This is a genomic window from Caballeronia sp. PC1, assembly GCF_021353155.1.
Classification (GTDB): Bacteria; Pseudomonadota; Gammaproteobacteria; order Burkholderiales; family Burkholderiaceae; genus Caballeronia; species Caballeronia cordobensis.
Genome location: NZ_JAJUBH010000001.1, coordinates 1,595,853 through 1,611,186, shown reverse-complemented (window position 1 = coordinate 1,611,186; position 15,334 = coordinate 1,595,853). Strand labels below are relative to the sequence as shown.

10 protein-coding genes, 4 pseudogenes and 1 riboswitch are annotated in these 15,334 nt (G+C 59.0%); of the genes and pseudogenes, 7 read left to right on the top strand and 7 right to left on the bottom strand.

Annotated features, from left to right (window positions below):
• Positions 1-13 precede the first annotated feature (13 nt).
• From LY284_RS07740 to LY284_RS07710, 7 genes and pseudogenes are all read right to left on the bottom strand, one after another.
• On the bottom strand, positions 14-1,060 hold the full coding sequence (locus LY284_RS07740; RefSeq protein WP_155178453.1) for a low specificity L-threonine aldolase: 1,047 nt from the start codon (positions 1,058-1,060) through the stop codon (positions 14-16).
• Between the two features lie 72 nt (positions 1,061-1,132).
• Positions 1,133-2,749, bottom strand: a complete 1,617-nt coding sequence (locus tag LY284_RS07735) for a GMC family oxidoreductase (RefSeq protein WP_174834965.1) — start codon at positions 2,747-2,749, stop codon at positions 1,133-1,135.
• A 93-nt stretch (positions 2,750-2,842) separates the two neighbouring features.
• Positions 2,843-4,254 (bottom strand): annotated as a pseudogene (locus LY284_RS07730) (aldehyde dehydrogenase family protein).
• Between the two features lie 165 nt (positions 4,255-4,419).
• A complete protein-coding gene (locus LY284_RS07725) occupies positions 4,420-6,093 on the bottom strand; it encodes a TonB-dependent receptor domain-containing protein (protein ID WP_233385619.1) in 1,674 nt (557 codons plus the stop codon).
• Between the two features lie 5 nt (positions 6,094-6,098).
• Positions 6,099-6,608 (bottom strand): TonB-dependent receptor plug domain-containing protein, encoded by a 510-nt coding sequence (locus tag LY284_RS07720; protein WP_233385616.1) that lies wholly within the window; start codon positions 6,606-6,608, stop codon positions 6,099-6,101.
• A 157-nt stretch (positions 6,609-6,765) separates the two neighbouring features.
• Entirely contained in the window at positions 6,766-7,101 is a 336-nt protein-coding gene (locus LY284_RS07715) for a heme-binding protein (RefSeq protein ID WP_233385614.1), read from the bottom strand.
• A gap of 125 nt (positions 7,102-7,226) precedes the next feature.
• Positions 7,227-8,459, bottom strand: a pseudogene (locus LY284_RS07710) (D-amino acid dehydrogenase).
• A gap of 107 nt (positions 8,460-8,566) precedes the next feature.
• A riboswitch (glycine riboswitch) is annotated at positions 8,567-8,651 on the bottom strand.
• Between the two features lie 216 nt (positions 8,652-8,867).
• On the opposite strand from LY284_RS07710, the pseudogene LY284_RS07705 reads away from it, so the two are divergent.
• The 7 genes and pseudogenes from LY284_RS07705 (at position 8,868) to LY284_RS07675 (ending at position 15,182) form a co-directional block, all read left to right on the top strand.
• A pseudogene (locus LY284_RS07705) lies at positions 8,868-9,517 on the top strand (CoA transferase subunit A).
• Positions 9,517-10,155: pseudogene (locus tag LY284_RS07700) on the top strand (3-oxoacid CoA-transferase subunit B); the annotation flags it as partial. The pseudogenes LY284_RS07705 and LY284_RS07700, both read left to right, overlap by 1 nt.
• Before the next feature lie 15 nt (positions 10,156-10,170).
• Positions 10,171-10,884: a protocatechuate 3,4-dioxygenase subunit beta gene (gene pcaH / locus LY284_RS07695; RefSeq protein ID WP_155178467.1), complete on the top strand. Its 714-nt coding sequence runs from the start codon at positions 10,171-10,173 to the stop codon at positions 10,882-10,884.
• Positions 10,877-11,572 (top strand): protocatechuate 3,4-dioxygenase subunit alpha, encoded by a 696-nt coding sequence (gene pcaG, locus LY284_RS07690; RefSeq protein WP_155178469.1) that lies wholly within the window; start codon positions 10,877-10,879, stop codon positions 11,570-11,572. Before pcaH ends, pcaG begins: the two co-directional genes overlap by 8 nt.
• Positions 11,569-12,570, top strand: coding sequence for a lyase family protein (locus LY284_RS07685; RefSeq protein WP_309243180.1), 1,002 nt, complete (start codon positions 11,569-11,571; stop codon positions 12,568-12,570). Before pcaG ends, LY284_RS07685 begins: the two co-directional genes overlap by 4 nt.
• 143 nt (positions 12,571-12,713) lie before the next feature.
• Positions 12,714-13,886, top strand: a complete 1,173-nt coding sequence (pcaD, locus tag LY284_RS07680) for a 3-oxoadipate enol-lactonase (protein ID WP_155178473.1) — start codon at positions 12,714-12,716, stop codon at positions 13,884-13,886.
• A 126-nt stretch (positions 13,887-14,012) separates the two neighbouring features.
• Positions 14,013-15,182 carry an MFS transporter gene (locus tag LY284_RS07675; protein ID WP_155178475.1) on the top strand — a complete coding sequence of 390 codons (1,170 nt, stop codon included), beginning with the start codon at positions 14,013-14,015 and terminating at the stop codon, positions 15,180-15,182.
• Positions 15,183-15,334: the final 152 nt, after the last annotated feature.

The following is a 15,334-nucleotide window of genomic DNA, read 5'->3' as shown; positions in this document are numbered from 1 at the left end:
GGTCTAATTTCGGTCAGCTCAGGATTTCCGCGAAGTCCTGCAGATCGGTCGCATCGTTCATTGGACTTGTTACAAAGCGATATAGGCCCTCGTCTCCAGCGATGGCTATTTCGGTCTCTAAAGATGCGCGCCTGTAGAAGAAGGCTCCAGCCGCTTGAAGTCTCTCGGCTTCTTTGATTTTCATGATCGCGAAGACAATGTTGGCTTCGGGCGTCCAAGCGATCCGAGCTGCACCAGATCGCATCAGTATTGCAGTTAGTTCCGCCGCAAGCCTGTTAGCCTGCCTCGCCCACTTCCGCCAATTGTCTTCTGAAAGATAGGTTTCGAGCTGGGCAGAGATGAAGCGGGACTTTGAGAACAGATGCCCGGCCTGCTTTTGTGCATAAATCATATGTTCCGCATACCGAGGATTGAATACGAGGAGCGCTTCGGCGCACCAGCAGCCATTCTTGCTCGCACCGAAGGAGAGCATGTCGACGCCCTGCCTCCATGTCATGTCGGCGGGTGTGACATCGAGAGCGACGAGAGCGTTTGCAAACCGAGCCCCATCCATGTGGACCGCGATATTCCTCTTTCGGGCTATGGACGCGATTTCAGCAATCTGATCGAGCTGATAGAGGGTGCCCCACTCGGTCGCCTGTGTAAGCGTAACTGCTGACGGCTGACCGACGTGGACAAAGCCCTCCGGCAGTCGGCCGAGCGCAGCAGCAAACTTCTCAGGGGCAATTTTGCCCAGCGCGCCTTCGACAGGGGTGATCCGCAGGCCTCCGCCGATCTTCTCGATGGCTCCACATTCTTCTTCGAACATATGCGCATTTGCATGGCTGAACACCACGCCGCCGGGGCGACCAGCTGCCGACATCGCAAGACTGTTGGCAGCGGTGCCGGTTCCCACGAGAAACATCTCGAGATCGTGCTCGAATATCTCCTGGAAGCGATGGACGAGCGATCGATCGAGTTCGGAATTGCCATATGCGGCGGCGAAGCCGTCGCAATGGTCGACGAGAGCCTGAGCCACTTCAGGAAGGGCGCCCCCCCAGTTATCGGAAGCGAAATGCATCGGTCATATCTCCCTGGCCAAGCGATCGATCGTGCGTACGAGGGCCATCGGCTCCTGCGGTACGATATCTCCTCAGTGGCTTCTTCGGATCAGATCGGCCGCCCGTTCGCCAATCATGATGCACGGTGCATTTGTATTCGCGCTAACCAGCGTCGGCATGATCGAGGCATCCGCAACGCGAAGACCGGTGACGCCCTTGACGCGCAACTCCGGATCGAGAACCGCTGTCGGCCCAATTCCCATCGCGCAAGTGCCAGTCGGGTGGTACATCAGGAAGGCGCTCTGACGGATATACTCGATCCAATCAGCGTCGGTTTCGACCTGCTTTCCGGGTAAGCGTTCACCTTTGTCATATTCACTGAATGGCTTGGAACGGAAAATCTTGCGCACGATCCGGCATCCTTCGATGAGCTGCTTGATCTCATCATCTCCGCCGAGCAGCTCATGTTGGATAATCGGCCGCTCACTTGGATCGGTGGAGCGGAGCAGCAACTGACCGCGCGTCTCGGGCCGGCAGATGTTGATGGCAACGCCAATTGCCGCACGCTTGTACAGGTGTACGCCGTCCGGCGTGAAGTCGTACGCGATCGGCGAGAACGACAGTTGGATGTTGGGCCACTCGAGATGGTCTCGCGTGCGAATGAACGCGAGAGCGGAGGCAACGCATGCCGTGGCTGGCCCTCGCCCAAACAAAGCGAAGTTCAAGCCATGCTTGACTATCCTGGCGACGCTTTGCACTTCGACATTGAGGCTATCGATGCCGACATGGGTCGACATCAACACTCCGGGATGTTCCTGCAGATTTTGCCCCACTCCCGGGGAATCGACGACAACAGGGATGCCATGCTCGCCAAGATGCTTTGCCGGGCCAATGCCCGAGAGCATCAATATTTTCGGCGACGACAACGCGCCGCCGCAAAGAATGACCTCCTTGTTTGCCAAGTAGCGAACCGTGCGCCCGTTCTGAACGCCTTCGACGCCGATCGCGCGGCCTTTCTCGATCAGTACCCGACTGACCATGAAATGCGTCTCGACCTTCAGATTGGATCGGCGCTTCGCCTTGGCCAGATAGGCGCGTGCCGTTGAATGTCGCCAACCCTTGTTCTGGGTGGCTTGGCAGGGGCCGATACCCTCTTGCTCGGCACCGTTGGTATCCGGATTGTGCGGAATCCCCGCACGTACGCCAGAAGCGATGAATGCGTCGGCCAACGTGGTCGATAGGCGGGCATTCGATACGCGCAGAGGGCCCTTGTCGCCGCGAAAGCGCGAGCCGCCGTTTTCGTTCGTCTCGGCCTTGTTAAAGAACGGAAGCACGTCGTCATAGGACCAGCCCTTGCAGCCGAGCTGAGCCCATTGATCATAATCGCCGCGATTGCCGCGAACATACATCATCCCGTTGATCGACGAGCCGCCGCCGAGGACTTTGCCGGCCGGCCACATGTCTGCTCGATCGTTTCGTGAGGCATCCGGTTCCGCTTGATAGAACCAGTTGTACTCAGGATTCATGATCGCTTTGATCGAGCCCGCCGGAATCCGAATGAAAGGCGAGCTGTCCCACCCGCCGGCTTCGAGCAACGCGACCTCAAAACGCTTCTCTTCGCTTAGCCGAGATGCGACCACCGCGCCACTCGAACCGCCCCCAACGACGATAAAGTCCGTAGTTCTAATATCTTGCACAATGCCCTCCATGTGAAGGCCGCTCTAGCGCACCTCGGAAAGTTGGACTTTGCGGTAGTCGCAAACAGATTTGGCGCTTGGGCCGATCTGCGATGTCGGCGGTGGCTAGCGATCCAGCGGCGCGAGGCAGCCAATTTGCTCCACGGCCATCCGACGGCTGTAGCTGGAGAGAGCGTCAACGCCGAACTCGATTCCGTAGCCGGACTGACCGGCAGGCTCCAGTGGAAGCGCCAGACCAGTCGCCGAGTCCTGACCAGCGACGGACTTGATCTTCAAATGACCGACGCAGAGTTCCTGCCGTAACATGTTGGCTCGAGCCAACTCGCCGGTCCAGAGCGTCATCGCCAACCCGTAGCCGCCGAGGCCGGCCAGTCTCACGGCATCGGAGATGCTATCATATGGAACGACTGCAAGGATCGGACCGAAATATTCATCTCGCAATATCGGCGATGTTGGGTCATCCGCTCTGACCACTGTCAGCGAATGATTCAGCATGTCGTGCTGCACGGGACGACCATCGCGGATGACTTGTTCGCCGCGACCGAGGGCCATGTCGACTGCCGATCGGATCCTGTCCGAATGAGCCTTGGACGCCAAGGGCCCGAATTTTGTGTTCGGCTCGAGAGGATCACCCGGCAAGAAATCTGCTGCAGCGGCTACGAGAGCGTCCGAGAATTGGTCAATACGATCGCTTGGGACGAGGATTTTTGAGCGGGCGACGCAAAGCTGACCGCTATTTGCATATGCTTCCGCTACAGCGTCGATGGCTATGCCCTGATAGTCGGTCATGTCGTCAAGAACCACGATCGCGTTCTTTCCTCCGGCCTCGATGATAGCAGGCACGAGCCGCTCGGCCGCGAGCTTGGCGACAGAGCGGCCCGTCTGGGTCGAGCCCGTGAAGGCAAGCATTGCAACCCCGGGATGGCTGCAGAGCGCTGCGCCCGTCGCCGCTCCGCCAGGGAGGACAGACAGCAGACCGACGGGGATGCCCGCCTCTTCGGCGAGGGTGCCAATCAGTATCGCGGAGCGGGCGAAATCTCGGACGGTTTCAGCACCATGCCATTGCCGGCCGCGAGTGCTGGCCCAACTTTCATGGCGGCGTTTATACTTGGGTAATTCCACGAGACCATCGCGCCAACGACACCGTAGGGCACTCTCAGCGACAGAGAGATCGCCTCGCGCGACGACGCAATGACTTCTCCGCAAGCCTTGTCGATTGCCTGAGCGTACCAGCGCACAATGTGAGCGGCAACGCAGGCTTCCATCGTCGCAACGGCTATCGGTTTGCCCATGTCGACACAGTCGAGCATGCCGATGCGCTCGGCGGCGGCCTCTATTGCGTCGCCCCACCGCAGCATCGCCATTCGCCGTTCACTCGGCGCGAGCCGGTGCCACAAACCAGCAGCTCGACCCGCTGAACCGACGGCCCGCTCGACATCAGCGTGTCCGCCGGCGCGAAACTGAAGGGCTCTGTCCGGAGCGGTCGGGCTCGTCCAGTCGATGACTTCGCCGCTCATCGGGGTCAGGCTCCCGATAATTCCATCAAAGCTCGTCATGTCGATCTCGGTCACGGCAAATCCTTTGACAGCGAAGCAGCGTTTCGCTGCGGGCCGACGCTCCTTAACAAGGACACGATTCCTGAGTGGTCAAAGCCGCCGGCCAGTGAGGCCGGCGGCGGATGTTCACCAGCTGTAGTTCAGCTTCACGCCAAACTTGCGAGGTGGAAGCACCGAGGCGCGGGTGAACGGTTGGAACGGCGGTGCGAACCGGCGTGTAATGTTGAAGTTGTCCGTCACATTGTCGACGTAAACGGTCAGCTCCCATCGGTCTCTCTTCAGACTGGCGCGGAGGTCGAGCTGGTCATAGGATTGAACCTGCAGGATCGGATCAAACGGAGGAGCCCCGTTACCGGAATAATACGGCCCCACATAACGATAGTCGGCTGCGAGATTGAGTTCAGTGTCACCGATCGAGACAGTGTAATCTGCGCCGCCTGAAGCAGTCCACTTGGGGACATAAGGCAACGCATCGCCGGTCAGATGGGATCCTACCGGGCTCGTAATAGAGGTGAAGCGCGCGTCGGTATATGCAGCGTTCCCGCGAATCTTGAATCCGCGGAACGGCATGGCGGTTGCTTCGAACTCGAACCCGCGGTTACGGGAGGCACCGACATTGGCAGTGACACCGACAGGGAGACCGGTGACCGGGCTGATGGCAACAGAAGCCAGCTGCATGTCGTCCACCTGAACGATGAAACCAGCAACGCTGGCGATCAGGTGTCGGTCAAAGAGCGACGCTTTCAGCCCCACCTCATAATTGGTCGACTTTTCGTTGTCGAAAGCGATCCCAACGGCTGCACTGCTACCCGGATATTTGTCAAAGCCGCCTGAGCGATAACCTCGCGACACAGTCGCGTAAGTCATGACATCAGGCGTCCAGTGAACGGAGAATGAAGCGGACGGCGAGAAATTGCTGAAGCTTTTTGACGTGACTCCGCTGAACGCGTCGTTCGCGCCCACAGCCGGCACGATCACGACGCCCTGCTGGAATGCCCGCGTCCGCTCCCAGCCATATCGCCCGCCGACAGTCAGCTCGAAGCGATCGTTGAACTTGTAGCCGACTTGACCGAAAGCGGCCCAGCCGCGACGCCGCAACCTCGTCGCTTCCCGCACGTCGTTGGCGGGATTGAAAATCGGCGGAAAGGCGCAGATCGTACAGCCAGACAAGGCGAAATTGCGGTTCTGTTCGTGGATATCCTGAAAGGCGTACAATCCGCCAAGCCATGTGAAAGACCCGCCGCTCCTCGACTCGAAACGAAGTTCTTCGGAGAGTGCTGACTGGGTCGTGCGCTGGTCCTGAAAGTTGTCGGGGTCCGAATATCCATCAAAGTCGTACCAGAATTCGGTCTTTACGTGCTGATATCCGGTGATCGACTTGATCGTAAACGCCGGAAGATCGTACGACATGGTTAGAGAGCCGCCAAAGCTCGTGTCGGGCGAGACAACCTTGCGATCATCGAGTGTGGCATAACGCTTCGCGCCGTCGTCCACGACGCCGTAACCGAGATAACCGTTTCTGTTGCGAGAACCATCCAGTCGGAGAATGATCTCGAAGTCTTCGGTGGGCAATGCGCGAAGCACGAAGCGCCCGGCCAGGCTGCGAAGCGTATCCTGATCCTTGTCGATGGTCAGGTTGTGGATGTAGCCATCGGTGCTGTAATATTGACCAGAAAGGCTAGCGAAGAGCTTGTCCTCCACCAATGGGCCGCTGAAACTCGCGCCGAGGCGAACGCTATTGAAGTCCGCATATTCTGCGCGCAGCTTCCCACGAAAGGTGCCGTCGGGCTTCGCGGTCACAATGTTCAGTGCACCGCCTTCGGTGTTTCTGCCAAAAGGGTACCTTGCGGCCCACGCAAAACCTCGATGCGCTCCAAGTCGAGGAAGCCAGTGTCGAATGCCAGGCTCGGTTGATAGACGCCATCGACGAAGGTTCCGACAGCGGGATCGTTGGATGCCGCCGCTCCGACGCCGCGAAGTACGAGATAGGTCTGGTTGGGAAGCGGCCCGAACGCCTGGTTCTGGCTGGTGAAGAGGCTCGGAACCGTCCCGATCAGGTTTGTCACATTGTCGATGCCCTTCTGTTCGAGGGCAGCTCCGCCGATCGCCGAGACCGCCACCGGGATATCCTGGAGGCGTTCTTCGCGCTTGCGGGCGGTAACGACAATGTCGAGCGATCCGCCCGATGAGGACGCGGAAGAATCTTGAGGCGCCTCGGGTGTCGCCTGCCCGAAGGCTGGCGTCGCCGATCCGGCCAGAACAGTAGCGGCAAGCAGGGCCGCTACCGACCCGTTCGTTCTATTCGACCGAGACATAAACCCCCCTTATTATTTGCTGGAAGGAGCCGTACGCATGCCGCGCCAGCTGCCTGTCCAACTTCATAAGGCGAACGTCCTCCTCGCTGCTTTTGCCAATCTCTCTTCAATCATTGCACTTATGTGAAATACCTTTGCCGCGTTGCGCGGGCAATGATCAGTCCTTCGCGAACAGATTTGCCTCTTCGATGCCCGCAAGTGCACAAGCTTCGTCATTGTCCGAGGTGTCGCCGGTAACGCCGACGGCACCCAGTGTCTGGCCGTCGCTGTCAACCACGATCACTCCTCCGGCGGCCGGCACCATACCGAGAGGCGCTATGCCTACGAGCGAGTTGAAAAATGTCGGTCGTTCGGCCGCGATCGCCGCGATCGAGCGGGAAGAGACGCCGAGATTCAAGGCGCCGGCCGCCTTCGCGATAGCAATTGCTGGTCGAAGATGCGACGCGCCGTCCGCTCGGTGCAGGACTATTGTATGACCTCCCGGATCGAGCACGGCTACGCATAGCGGCTTCAGTCCTTTTCGGCACCGGCCTTGAGAGTGCGAAGTGCAATATTCTGGGCTTGCTTCAAGCTTAGGATCATTCTCGAAATCCTTCTGATGAATAATGTGGATCGAAGCTACGCGGCGAAGTCGCTGTCCAGGCGCATGGCGATCATCTCGGCAGTTGCAGCGGAAAGCGTCCAGCCAAGATGGCCGTGGCCGGTGTTGTAGTAGACGCCACGCACTCCCCCGGCCTGACAACAGGCAGCATATCGGGCGTCATGGGGCGCAGGCCTGCCCATGGGGTGACGCTGTCAGTATCCATTTTGGGGAACAGGCGTTCCGACCAGCGCAGCAACGGGCGGATCCGGTCAGCGCGAATATCTAGGTTGAACCCATTGAACTCTGCGGTGCCGGCCACCCGGAATCGATCTGGACCGAGGCGGCTTGTGACGATCTTCGCAGCGTCGTCGAGCAGGCTGACACTCGGTGCAGCTGTTCGGCTCTGCTCGTCTCTCAAGTTTACAGTGATGGAATAGCCCTTCACCGGATAAATGTTTACTTTCTCGCCGAGCTTTCTGGCGATTTCTCGGCTTTCAACCCCTGCGCAGACAACGATGGCATCAGCTGTCTGAGAGGCGATCGGCCGACCACTCTCGTCATCGGTCAAGCTGATGGTACAAATCCGGTTCTGTATCTCCACTCGCCGGACAGCAGCTCCAAACTTGAAAATCACGCCTCGGCGTGCACACGCATCTGCGAGCCCGCGTGTGAACTTGTGGATGTCGCCCGTGGCGTCCCCCGGGGTGAAGAATCCGGCGTGAAGAGCGCCTTGCAGGCTCGGCTCGATCGCGCGCATTTCTCCAGCTGACACTGCGTGCCTTTCGAGCCCGCCCTTGAGGAGGAGGGCGTTGCCCACTTCGGCAGCACGAAACTCCTGTTCATTGTGGTAGAGATGAAGGATTCCGCATCGCTTCAGATCGAAATCGATGCCCTCTGCTTCCGCAATGGTGAACATATGCCTTCGCGCGTCGAGTGCGAGACGAACGGTCGCGATCGTGTTTCTTTCGTGCCGAAAGATATTGCCGCAAAACTCGGCGAGCCACCCGTATTTGTGAAGGCCGGGCTTGAGGTTCAGCAACAACGGCGCGTCATTTTTCAAGAGCCATCTCATACCCTTTGCGATGGTGGCCCAGCTGTTCCAGACTTCGGCATTGCTTGCGGAGAGCTGGCCACCGTTGGCAAATGAGGGTGACCATCGCCGGATAGCGGCGACGATCGTAGACGGTGACTTCATGACCGCGGACAGCCAAGCTGTAGGCGGTTGTTACGCCGGTAATGCCGGCGCCGATGATGCTAATACGTGCCACTGGGAGCCGCTCCCCAAAAGGTGGTGGATGCGCCCCATCTGTCCGCTGTGCCTGAGATCGCTATCCCGTCGGCGGGCACCCAGGCGGGCGCCACTCTCCAGATATCTTGATGCCCTGCGGTCCTTTTGCCTGAGAGTTTCCGGGGCGGTTGCTCCTTCGGCGCCGGCGAACGGTCTCTCCCGCAATGGCAAGTCTGGCCTGCCTGGAAATGTGCGCTCAAGTCAATTCGGACGACCGAGAATGACGAAACCGCAAACGTCCTTCACATATCGTCAAAAGCAGCAGCTCCATGCCGATGCGAAGGATAAGGTTCGAAGGAAAATTCCGAACAGTTCCGAGGCTTATAATGCTTTCAAAAATTCGAGGCAGCGCGTCCGAAGCGCGCTTGAGGGTTTGCTGTTCGACGGAATGTCGATCATGTCGGGTGGCTTTGGCCTTTGCGGAAACCCGGAGAACCTTATCGCGGAGCTTTATCGAAGCGGTACCCGAGGGCTTACAGTGATTTCGAACAACGCGGGCGCAGAAGGCTTTGGTCTGTGGCAGCTGCTGCAAAGCAGGCAGATCAGTCGCATGATCGCATCGTATATTGGCGACAATCGTCTTTTGAGCGGCAGTTCCTGGATGGTGACATCGAACTTGAGCTGAATCCGCAAGGTACGTTAGCCGAGCGCATTCGCGCCGGCGGCGCCGGCATTGCGGCATTCTATACCCGGACCGGGGTAGGAACCGTCGTCGCGCAAGACAAGCCTGTCGAAACTTTCGACGGCGATGAATATATTCGAGAGCGCTGGCTGAAAGCTGATCTTTCGATAGTCAAGGCTTGGCGGTCTGATCCCGAAGGCAATCTGGTTTTTCGAAAGACAGCGCGGAATTTCAACCCGATCATGGCGACAGCCGGACGGGTGACGGTCGCCGAGGTCGAGGAGATCGTGCCAGCTGGCGCCATCGACCCGGATGAAGTGCATACGCCCGGCATTTACGTCGATCGGATTGTTCGAGCGACGGGCCTCGAGAAGAAGATCGAAAAGCTGACGATTCGCGCTCGGGAGCCTGCATGATGGCTTGGTCGCGCGATCAGATGGCAGCGCGCGCTGCTCGAGAACTCAAGGACGGATTTTACGTAAATCTCGGAATCGGCATCCCTACGCTGGTTGCCAACCATGTCCCCGAAAACGTGACCGTCACGCTGCAAAGCGAAAATGGCATGCTCGGAGTGGGCCCTTACCCGTTCGCTGATGAAGCTGATGCAGACTTGATCAATGCCGGCAAGGAGACAGTCACCACGCTGCCGACTTCGAGTTTTTTCTCGTCTGCCGACAGCTTCGCCATGATCAGGGGCGGGCACATCGACATGGCCATCCTGGGAGGCATGCAAGTCGCGTCGAATGGCGACCTCGCCAACTGGACCATTCCGGGCAAGATGGTGAAGGGGATCGGAGGAGCGATGGATCTGGTTGCAGGCGTCAAGCGGGTGGTGGTCGTCATGGATCATACGTCCAAGGATGGCGCGCCCAAGATCGTCCAGAAATGTACTCTGCCCCTGACCGGCAGGTCGGTGGTTGATCTGATCATTACGGACCTCGGGGTGATGGAGTTAGACCCGCAAGCCGGAGTGCTTGCGCTGCTCGACATGGCACCATCCGTCTGCGTCGAGGAAATCGCTTCCAAGACGAATGCCCCTCTTTCTGGGCAAGCTCCGGGAGAATTGCCTGTGACAACGGACATCGCATATGCGCCTGACGACGCGGGCTTGCCACCACTCCTCTACCCAGAGTATCGCTCGACCGGATTGCGTAGTCCGCGTCACCCCTTGGTCAACGCTCCGCAGACTTTGACTGAGGTGAGCGGCCCCAGCGGTTGCTGGAGCGCTCTTATGGGTCAAGCCGAGGTAGACCTAACGTCGCAACATGGATCTGCTCCCCATGGCCAGCGCATCCGCATCTCTGGCAGGGTGCTGGATGACAGTGGTCGTCCGGTACCAAACACCATCGTCGAAATCTGGCAGGCGAACGCGGCCGGGCGGTATATCCATCGCAACGATAATTGGGACGCGCCGCTCGATCCGAACTTCACCGGAGCTGGTCGGGTGATTACCGATGATCAGGGCTGGTATTCCTTCACGACCATCCGGCCCGGAGCTTACCCTTGGGGTAACCATCACAATGCATGGCGCCCGGCTCATATTCACCTGTCGTTGCTTGGCCCCGCCTTCGCCACTCGTCTCGTCACCCAAATCTACTTTCCTGACGATCCATTGATCGAGATCGATCCGATCGCGAATGCGGTTCCGATGCCGTATCGCAATCGCCTCATCTGCCGGTTTGATATCGACACGACCATCGCCAACTGGGCGCTCGGATACCGTTTTGACATCGTGCTGAAGGGGGCAATGCAGACGCCCTTCGAGGGTACTGCCAATGGATAACGACTTGGAAAAGCGTAAAGCGTCTGCGCGGTTCGATAACCAGGATCCTCGATTATTCGGTCAAACTCCTTGGCAGACTGTAGGCCCCTTCTTCCACTACGGTCTGCCTTGGAAAGGCGGCGCTGACTTGGTGGGACTGTCAGATCTGGGAGCCCGACCGGAGCTCTTCGCGGATGATCACTATGTTCTGAATCGCCCGACGCGAACGGGCGCTCCCAGAGGGGATGTGATAGACATTGCTGGCCAGATTCTCGACGGAAATGGCGACCCGATTTCAGACGCATTGGTAGAAAGTTGGCAAGCCAACGCGTCGGGAAGATATTCCGGAGGGGCGGATAAGCGAGCCGAAATTCCACTCGATCCGGAGTTCATAGGGTTCGGCCGATGCGCTACCGACGAATCCGGCGTGTATCGCTTCCGCACTGTTTTCCCGGGCCGCGTGCCCGGACCAGGCAATTCGCTCCAAGCTCCCCACATCGCGTTATCGATCTTCGCGAGAGGGGTGCTGCGAAGACTTTGCACACGCCTGTATTTCGACGGCGCAGAAGGCAACGACACAGATGCCATCCTCTCCCTTGTGCCATCGGACCGTCGATCGACGCTTGTTGCGCGCCAGCGCGATGATGGAGTCTGGTGGCTCGATATTCACATCCAAGGTGATGCAGAGACGGTCTTCTTTTCGCTGTGAGCAGGCTCCTTCACGATCGTTCAGCGACAACGCCGGCGATGCTGGCGGTCTATGACGACCGCTCGACCGTCAAACACGCCCTGGAATTTGAGGCTGCATTGGCGCAGGCTCAAGCCGCAGAAGCGATCATCGAGGAACGCGTCGCCGATGAGATCGGCGCCGTCTGCGCGTCGCTCGCCATCGACCCTCAAATCCTCGCCGACGAGGCTGCGTTCGCAGGTACGCTCGCGATACCGCTGATCGGCAGGATCCGTTCGGCGATGGCGCCAGAGACGGCGATGGCGGTCCACAAGGGCGCGACCAGTCAGGACCTGGCTGACACGGTGATGATGATGCAGGCGAGAGAAGCCTCCGCATTGCTGATCGACGATGCCGATCGTCTCGACCTTGCCCTGACAGCCTTGGCGGAAAACTATCGCCGCGTGCCTGCCGTAGGCAGGACGTTGATGCAGAATGCGATGCCAATATCTTTTGGACTGCGGATCGCCCAATGGCGTGCGGGGATCGCCGAGGCAGCGGCGCGCATGCGAGCCGACGCCGGCGCGTACATATGCGTTCAGCTTGGCGGGGCCTCGGGGACGCGGGCAGGCATGTCGGGCAGAGGCTCTGCGGTCGCGCGCCGGCTATCCAGCGCGTTGCAGCTGAAACCTGCGCCTCCTTGGCATAGCCGCAGAATCGCCGTGGCCGCGATCGGCACGAGCGTCGGCATCCTGGTTGGCACCGTTGGCAAAATGGCAAAGGATATCGCCTTGCTGTCGCAGGACCATATTCGGGAAGCTCTTGAGCCGGTCGTCCCGGGCCGTGGCGGGTCCTCTGCGATGCCGCACAAACGGAACCCGACAGGCTGCCAAGTCGCTCTATCCGCTGCGCATCGCGCGCCCGGACTGGTTGCCACATTGCTGGGGGGCCTTCCCCAGGAACAGGAGCGGGGCTCGGTGGATGGCAGACAGAGGCTTCAATTCTGGCGGATCTCTTTTCCATCGCCGCCGGAGCAATAGGCTCGATGGTCGTTACGATCGAAGGCCTCCAAATCGATGGAGATGCCATAGCTTGCAATCTCGCGGCTTCCGCCTTGGGGAATGACATAGGCGAAAGCGAAGGCATCGTCCGCGAACTTCTAAACCTCTGACGAGGGATATCGATGCCGTTCACAAAGCATAACGGGGTCCGGTTATACTGGAAGGAGCAAGGCTCCGCAGAGTTGCCAGCCATCGTCCTGATAAACTCAATCGGTACCGACATGAGCTTGTGGGACAAGGCGCTTCCTCATCTCCTGCCGCATTATCGGCTTATACGCCTTGACAACCGTGGTCATGGCGCTTCGGACGCGCCGGGGGGCGACTACAGCCTTGATGTGCTCGGTTCAGACACCGTCGCGGTGATGGACGCAGCGAATGTAGAAAAGGCGATCATTGCTGGGATTTCTCTCGGCGGGATGATCGCCATGGATATGGCGATCAACCATCCTCGGAGAGTGGCAGGCCTTGCATTGATCTGTACCTCCGCCACGATGGACAAGGCGATTTGGACAGACAGGGTCGCAGCCGTCCGGTCCAACGGCACGGAAGCCATCGCAGATGCCGCGATAAATCGCTTCTTCTCGCCGAAGTTCATCGAGAACCGTGCCGCAGAGGTGAGCTCGGCGTGGCGGGCGCTCGTGAACAGCTCCGACACCGGATATGCCGGCTGTGCCGCAGCAATTCGCGACATGGATATCGCGGACCGTCTCGGCGCCATCGCCGTGCCAACGCTCGTCATCACCGGAGACGATGATATCTCCACACCGTTTCTTGGACATGGGGAATTCCTGGCAGCAAGCATTCCCGATGCAAAAGCGGTGCGCCTCAAGACCGGGCATCTTCCCGCTATCGAGGATCCAGCAGCATTGGCATCGGCAATCGTTCGATTCTTCGGCACCAAATCGACTGTGACATCCGCCAGAGACATCCTTTTCGAGGCCGGTCTGGTGACACGGCGCGCAATTCTTGGCGACGAATGGGTAGACAGATCGCTCGCCGGACGCACTTCTTTCAACGAAGACTTTCAGGCTATGATCACCCGTATCGCTTGGAACGAAATATGGAGTCGTCCCGGCCTTGACGAGCGGACGCGGCGATTGATCGTTGTAGCCACAACTGCGAGTCTCGGAAGATGGGAAGAATATGCCCTTCACGTGCGCGCGGGGCTGGCTCAAGGAGGGTTCACGCAGGACGAACTCAAAGAAGTGCTGATGCAAATCGCCATCTACGCAGGGGTCCCCGTCGCCAATACCGCATTTGGTGAAGCTACCAAGATCATTTCCGAGATCGTTTAGCCAGACGTATCGAGAACGATCTGTTCTCATGAACGAAGACGATCGAATAACATCTATCTCGTTTGGAAGAGGACTGACCGAAGCCCACGGGCTAACCCGCTCGGAAAAATCAGCGCGCTGGGAAACATGCAGAGAAACGATCGGAAGGACGCATTGAACTCCGGAAGGGAGGTGGCCGCTGGCGTAATCCTCTTCTGGTTTGGAACAATGGTTTATGGGATCCTGCCACTCTACATCGGCACGCAGGCGCCACGATTGGCCTTGTCCCCCAATATGGCAGGATATATCGGGACGGCTTACCTCTGTGGGTTTGTGGCGAGCACCGCTTCAGCCGTCTGGTGGATTCCACGGTTCGGAATCCGCAAACTGTCCGCTATCGCCGGTATGATATCGCTCGCCCTGATAGGCACGAGCGGGCTTATCACCGATGTTGCCGTTCTTTACCCCTCGCTTTTTGCAGCCGGCCTCGGCTCCGGCGTGATCTATGCTATCGCGTGCCGCATAATCGGAAGCTCTGGTGATCCGGACCGAAACTTCGGATTTGGGACTGGAGGCCAGGTCGCAACGGTGGCTATCGTCATGGCCACGGCGACAGCTTGGGCCATTCCTTCGGCGGGCATGCCAGGCCTGACTTTCCTGACCGCGATCGCCATGCTTCTCTTCTTGTCGTGCGTGCCTTTCCTGCCCGGCCGCATCACGCAGTCCTTCGACGAACCCGCCGCGCACAGGCATGACGGCAGCTTGGCCAGTATTCTAAGCCTGCTTGCCATGCTCTTCCTGTTCGGCGGTGGAACGAGCATCTGGATCTTTGCGCAGCAGATCGGAGTTTCGCACGGCAACTCCCTTTCGGCGACGGGGTATGTTCTTTCTTTTGCCCTCATTGCCAACGCCGCTGGATGCATCGCGGCGTCGTGGATCAGTCGCCGTCTAGGTCGAGGGCCGCTCCTGATCGTCGTTCAATTCTGCCTGAGCGCTTTTTGCTTGCTTCTGGCATATGGGCACGCAGGCCTCCCATATTTCGCGATCGCGATCTTTGGGTGGTCGTTCTTCTATGGATTTTCTGTCGTAATCGGGATGTCCCTGATCGCCGTGGTCGATCGATCGGGAAGGGCGATTACCGGCGCCGGCGCCGTGCAGTCTCTTGGCGCCGCAATCGGCCCTGCCGTCGGCGGCAATATCGTAGGCGGCGGATCATTTGAATCGCTTGGCATCCTGAGTGCGTCGGCCGTGATAGTGTCGTTGCTGCTCGGCCTCACGGCGCTTCAATCTCACCGTCGCCATGCGCAAGACCGGTGAGGGTAGGAACATTGGAAACGAGCCTGCCCCGCGAACTCCTATGGATCGGCCCGCTTGCGGATGGGGTGGGCTTCAGGATCGCGAGCCCGGTGGACCTGCGCCGAGACTGCACTGCAACGGAGCGGTCTGGGTTCTGGCCCATCGAAATAGCC

What these genes read in the sequence shown, in the direction of transcription:
- LY284_RS07740 (WP_155178453.1), bottom strand. Translation starts at nt 1,060, where the DNA reads ATGCATTTCGCTTCCGATAACTGGGGGGGCGCCCTTCCTGAAGTGGCT.
- LY284_RS07675 (WP_155178475.1), top strand. Translation starts at nt 14,013, where the DNA reads ATGCAGAGAAACGATCGGAAGGACGCATTGAACTCCGGAAGGGAGGTG.
- LY284_RS07720 (WP_233385616.1), bottom strand. Translation starts at nt 6,608, where the DNA reads ATGTCTCGGTCGAATAGAACGAACGGGTCGGTAGCGGCCCTGCTTGCC.
- LY284_RS07735 (WP_174834965.1), bottom strand. Translation starts at nt 2,749, where the DNA reads ATGGAGGGCATTGTGCAAGATATTAGAACTACGGACTTTATCGTCGTT.
- pcaD (WP_155178473.1), top strand. Translation starts at nt 12,714, where the DNA reads ATGCCGTTCACAAAGCATAACGGGGTCCGGTTATACTGGAAGGAGCAA.
- pcaG (WP_155178469.1), top strand. Translation starts at nt 10,877, where the DNA reads ATGGATAACGACTTGGAAAAGCGTAAAGCGTCTGCGCGGTTCGATAAC.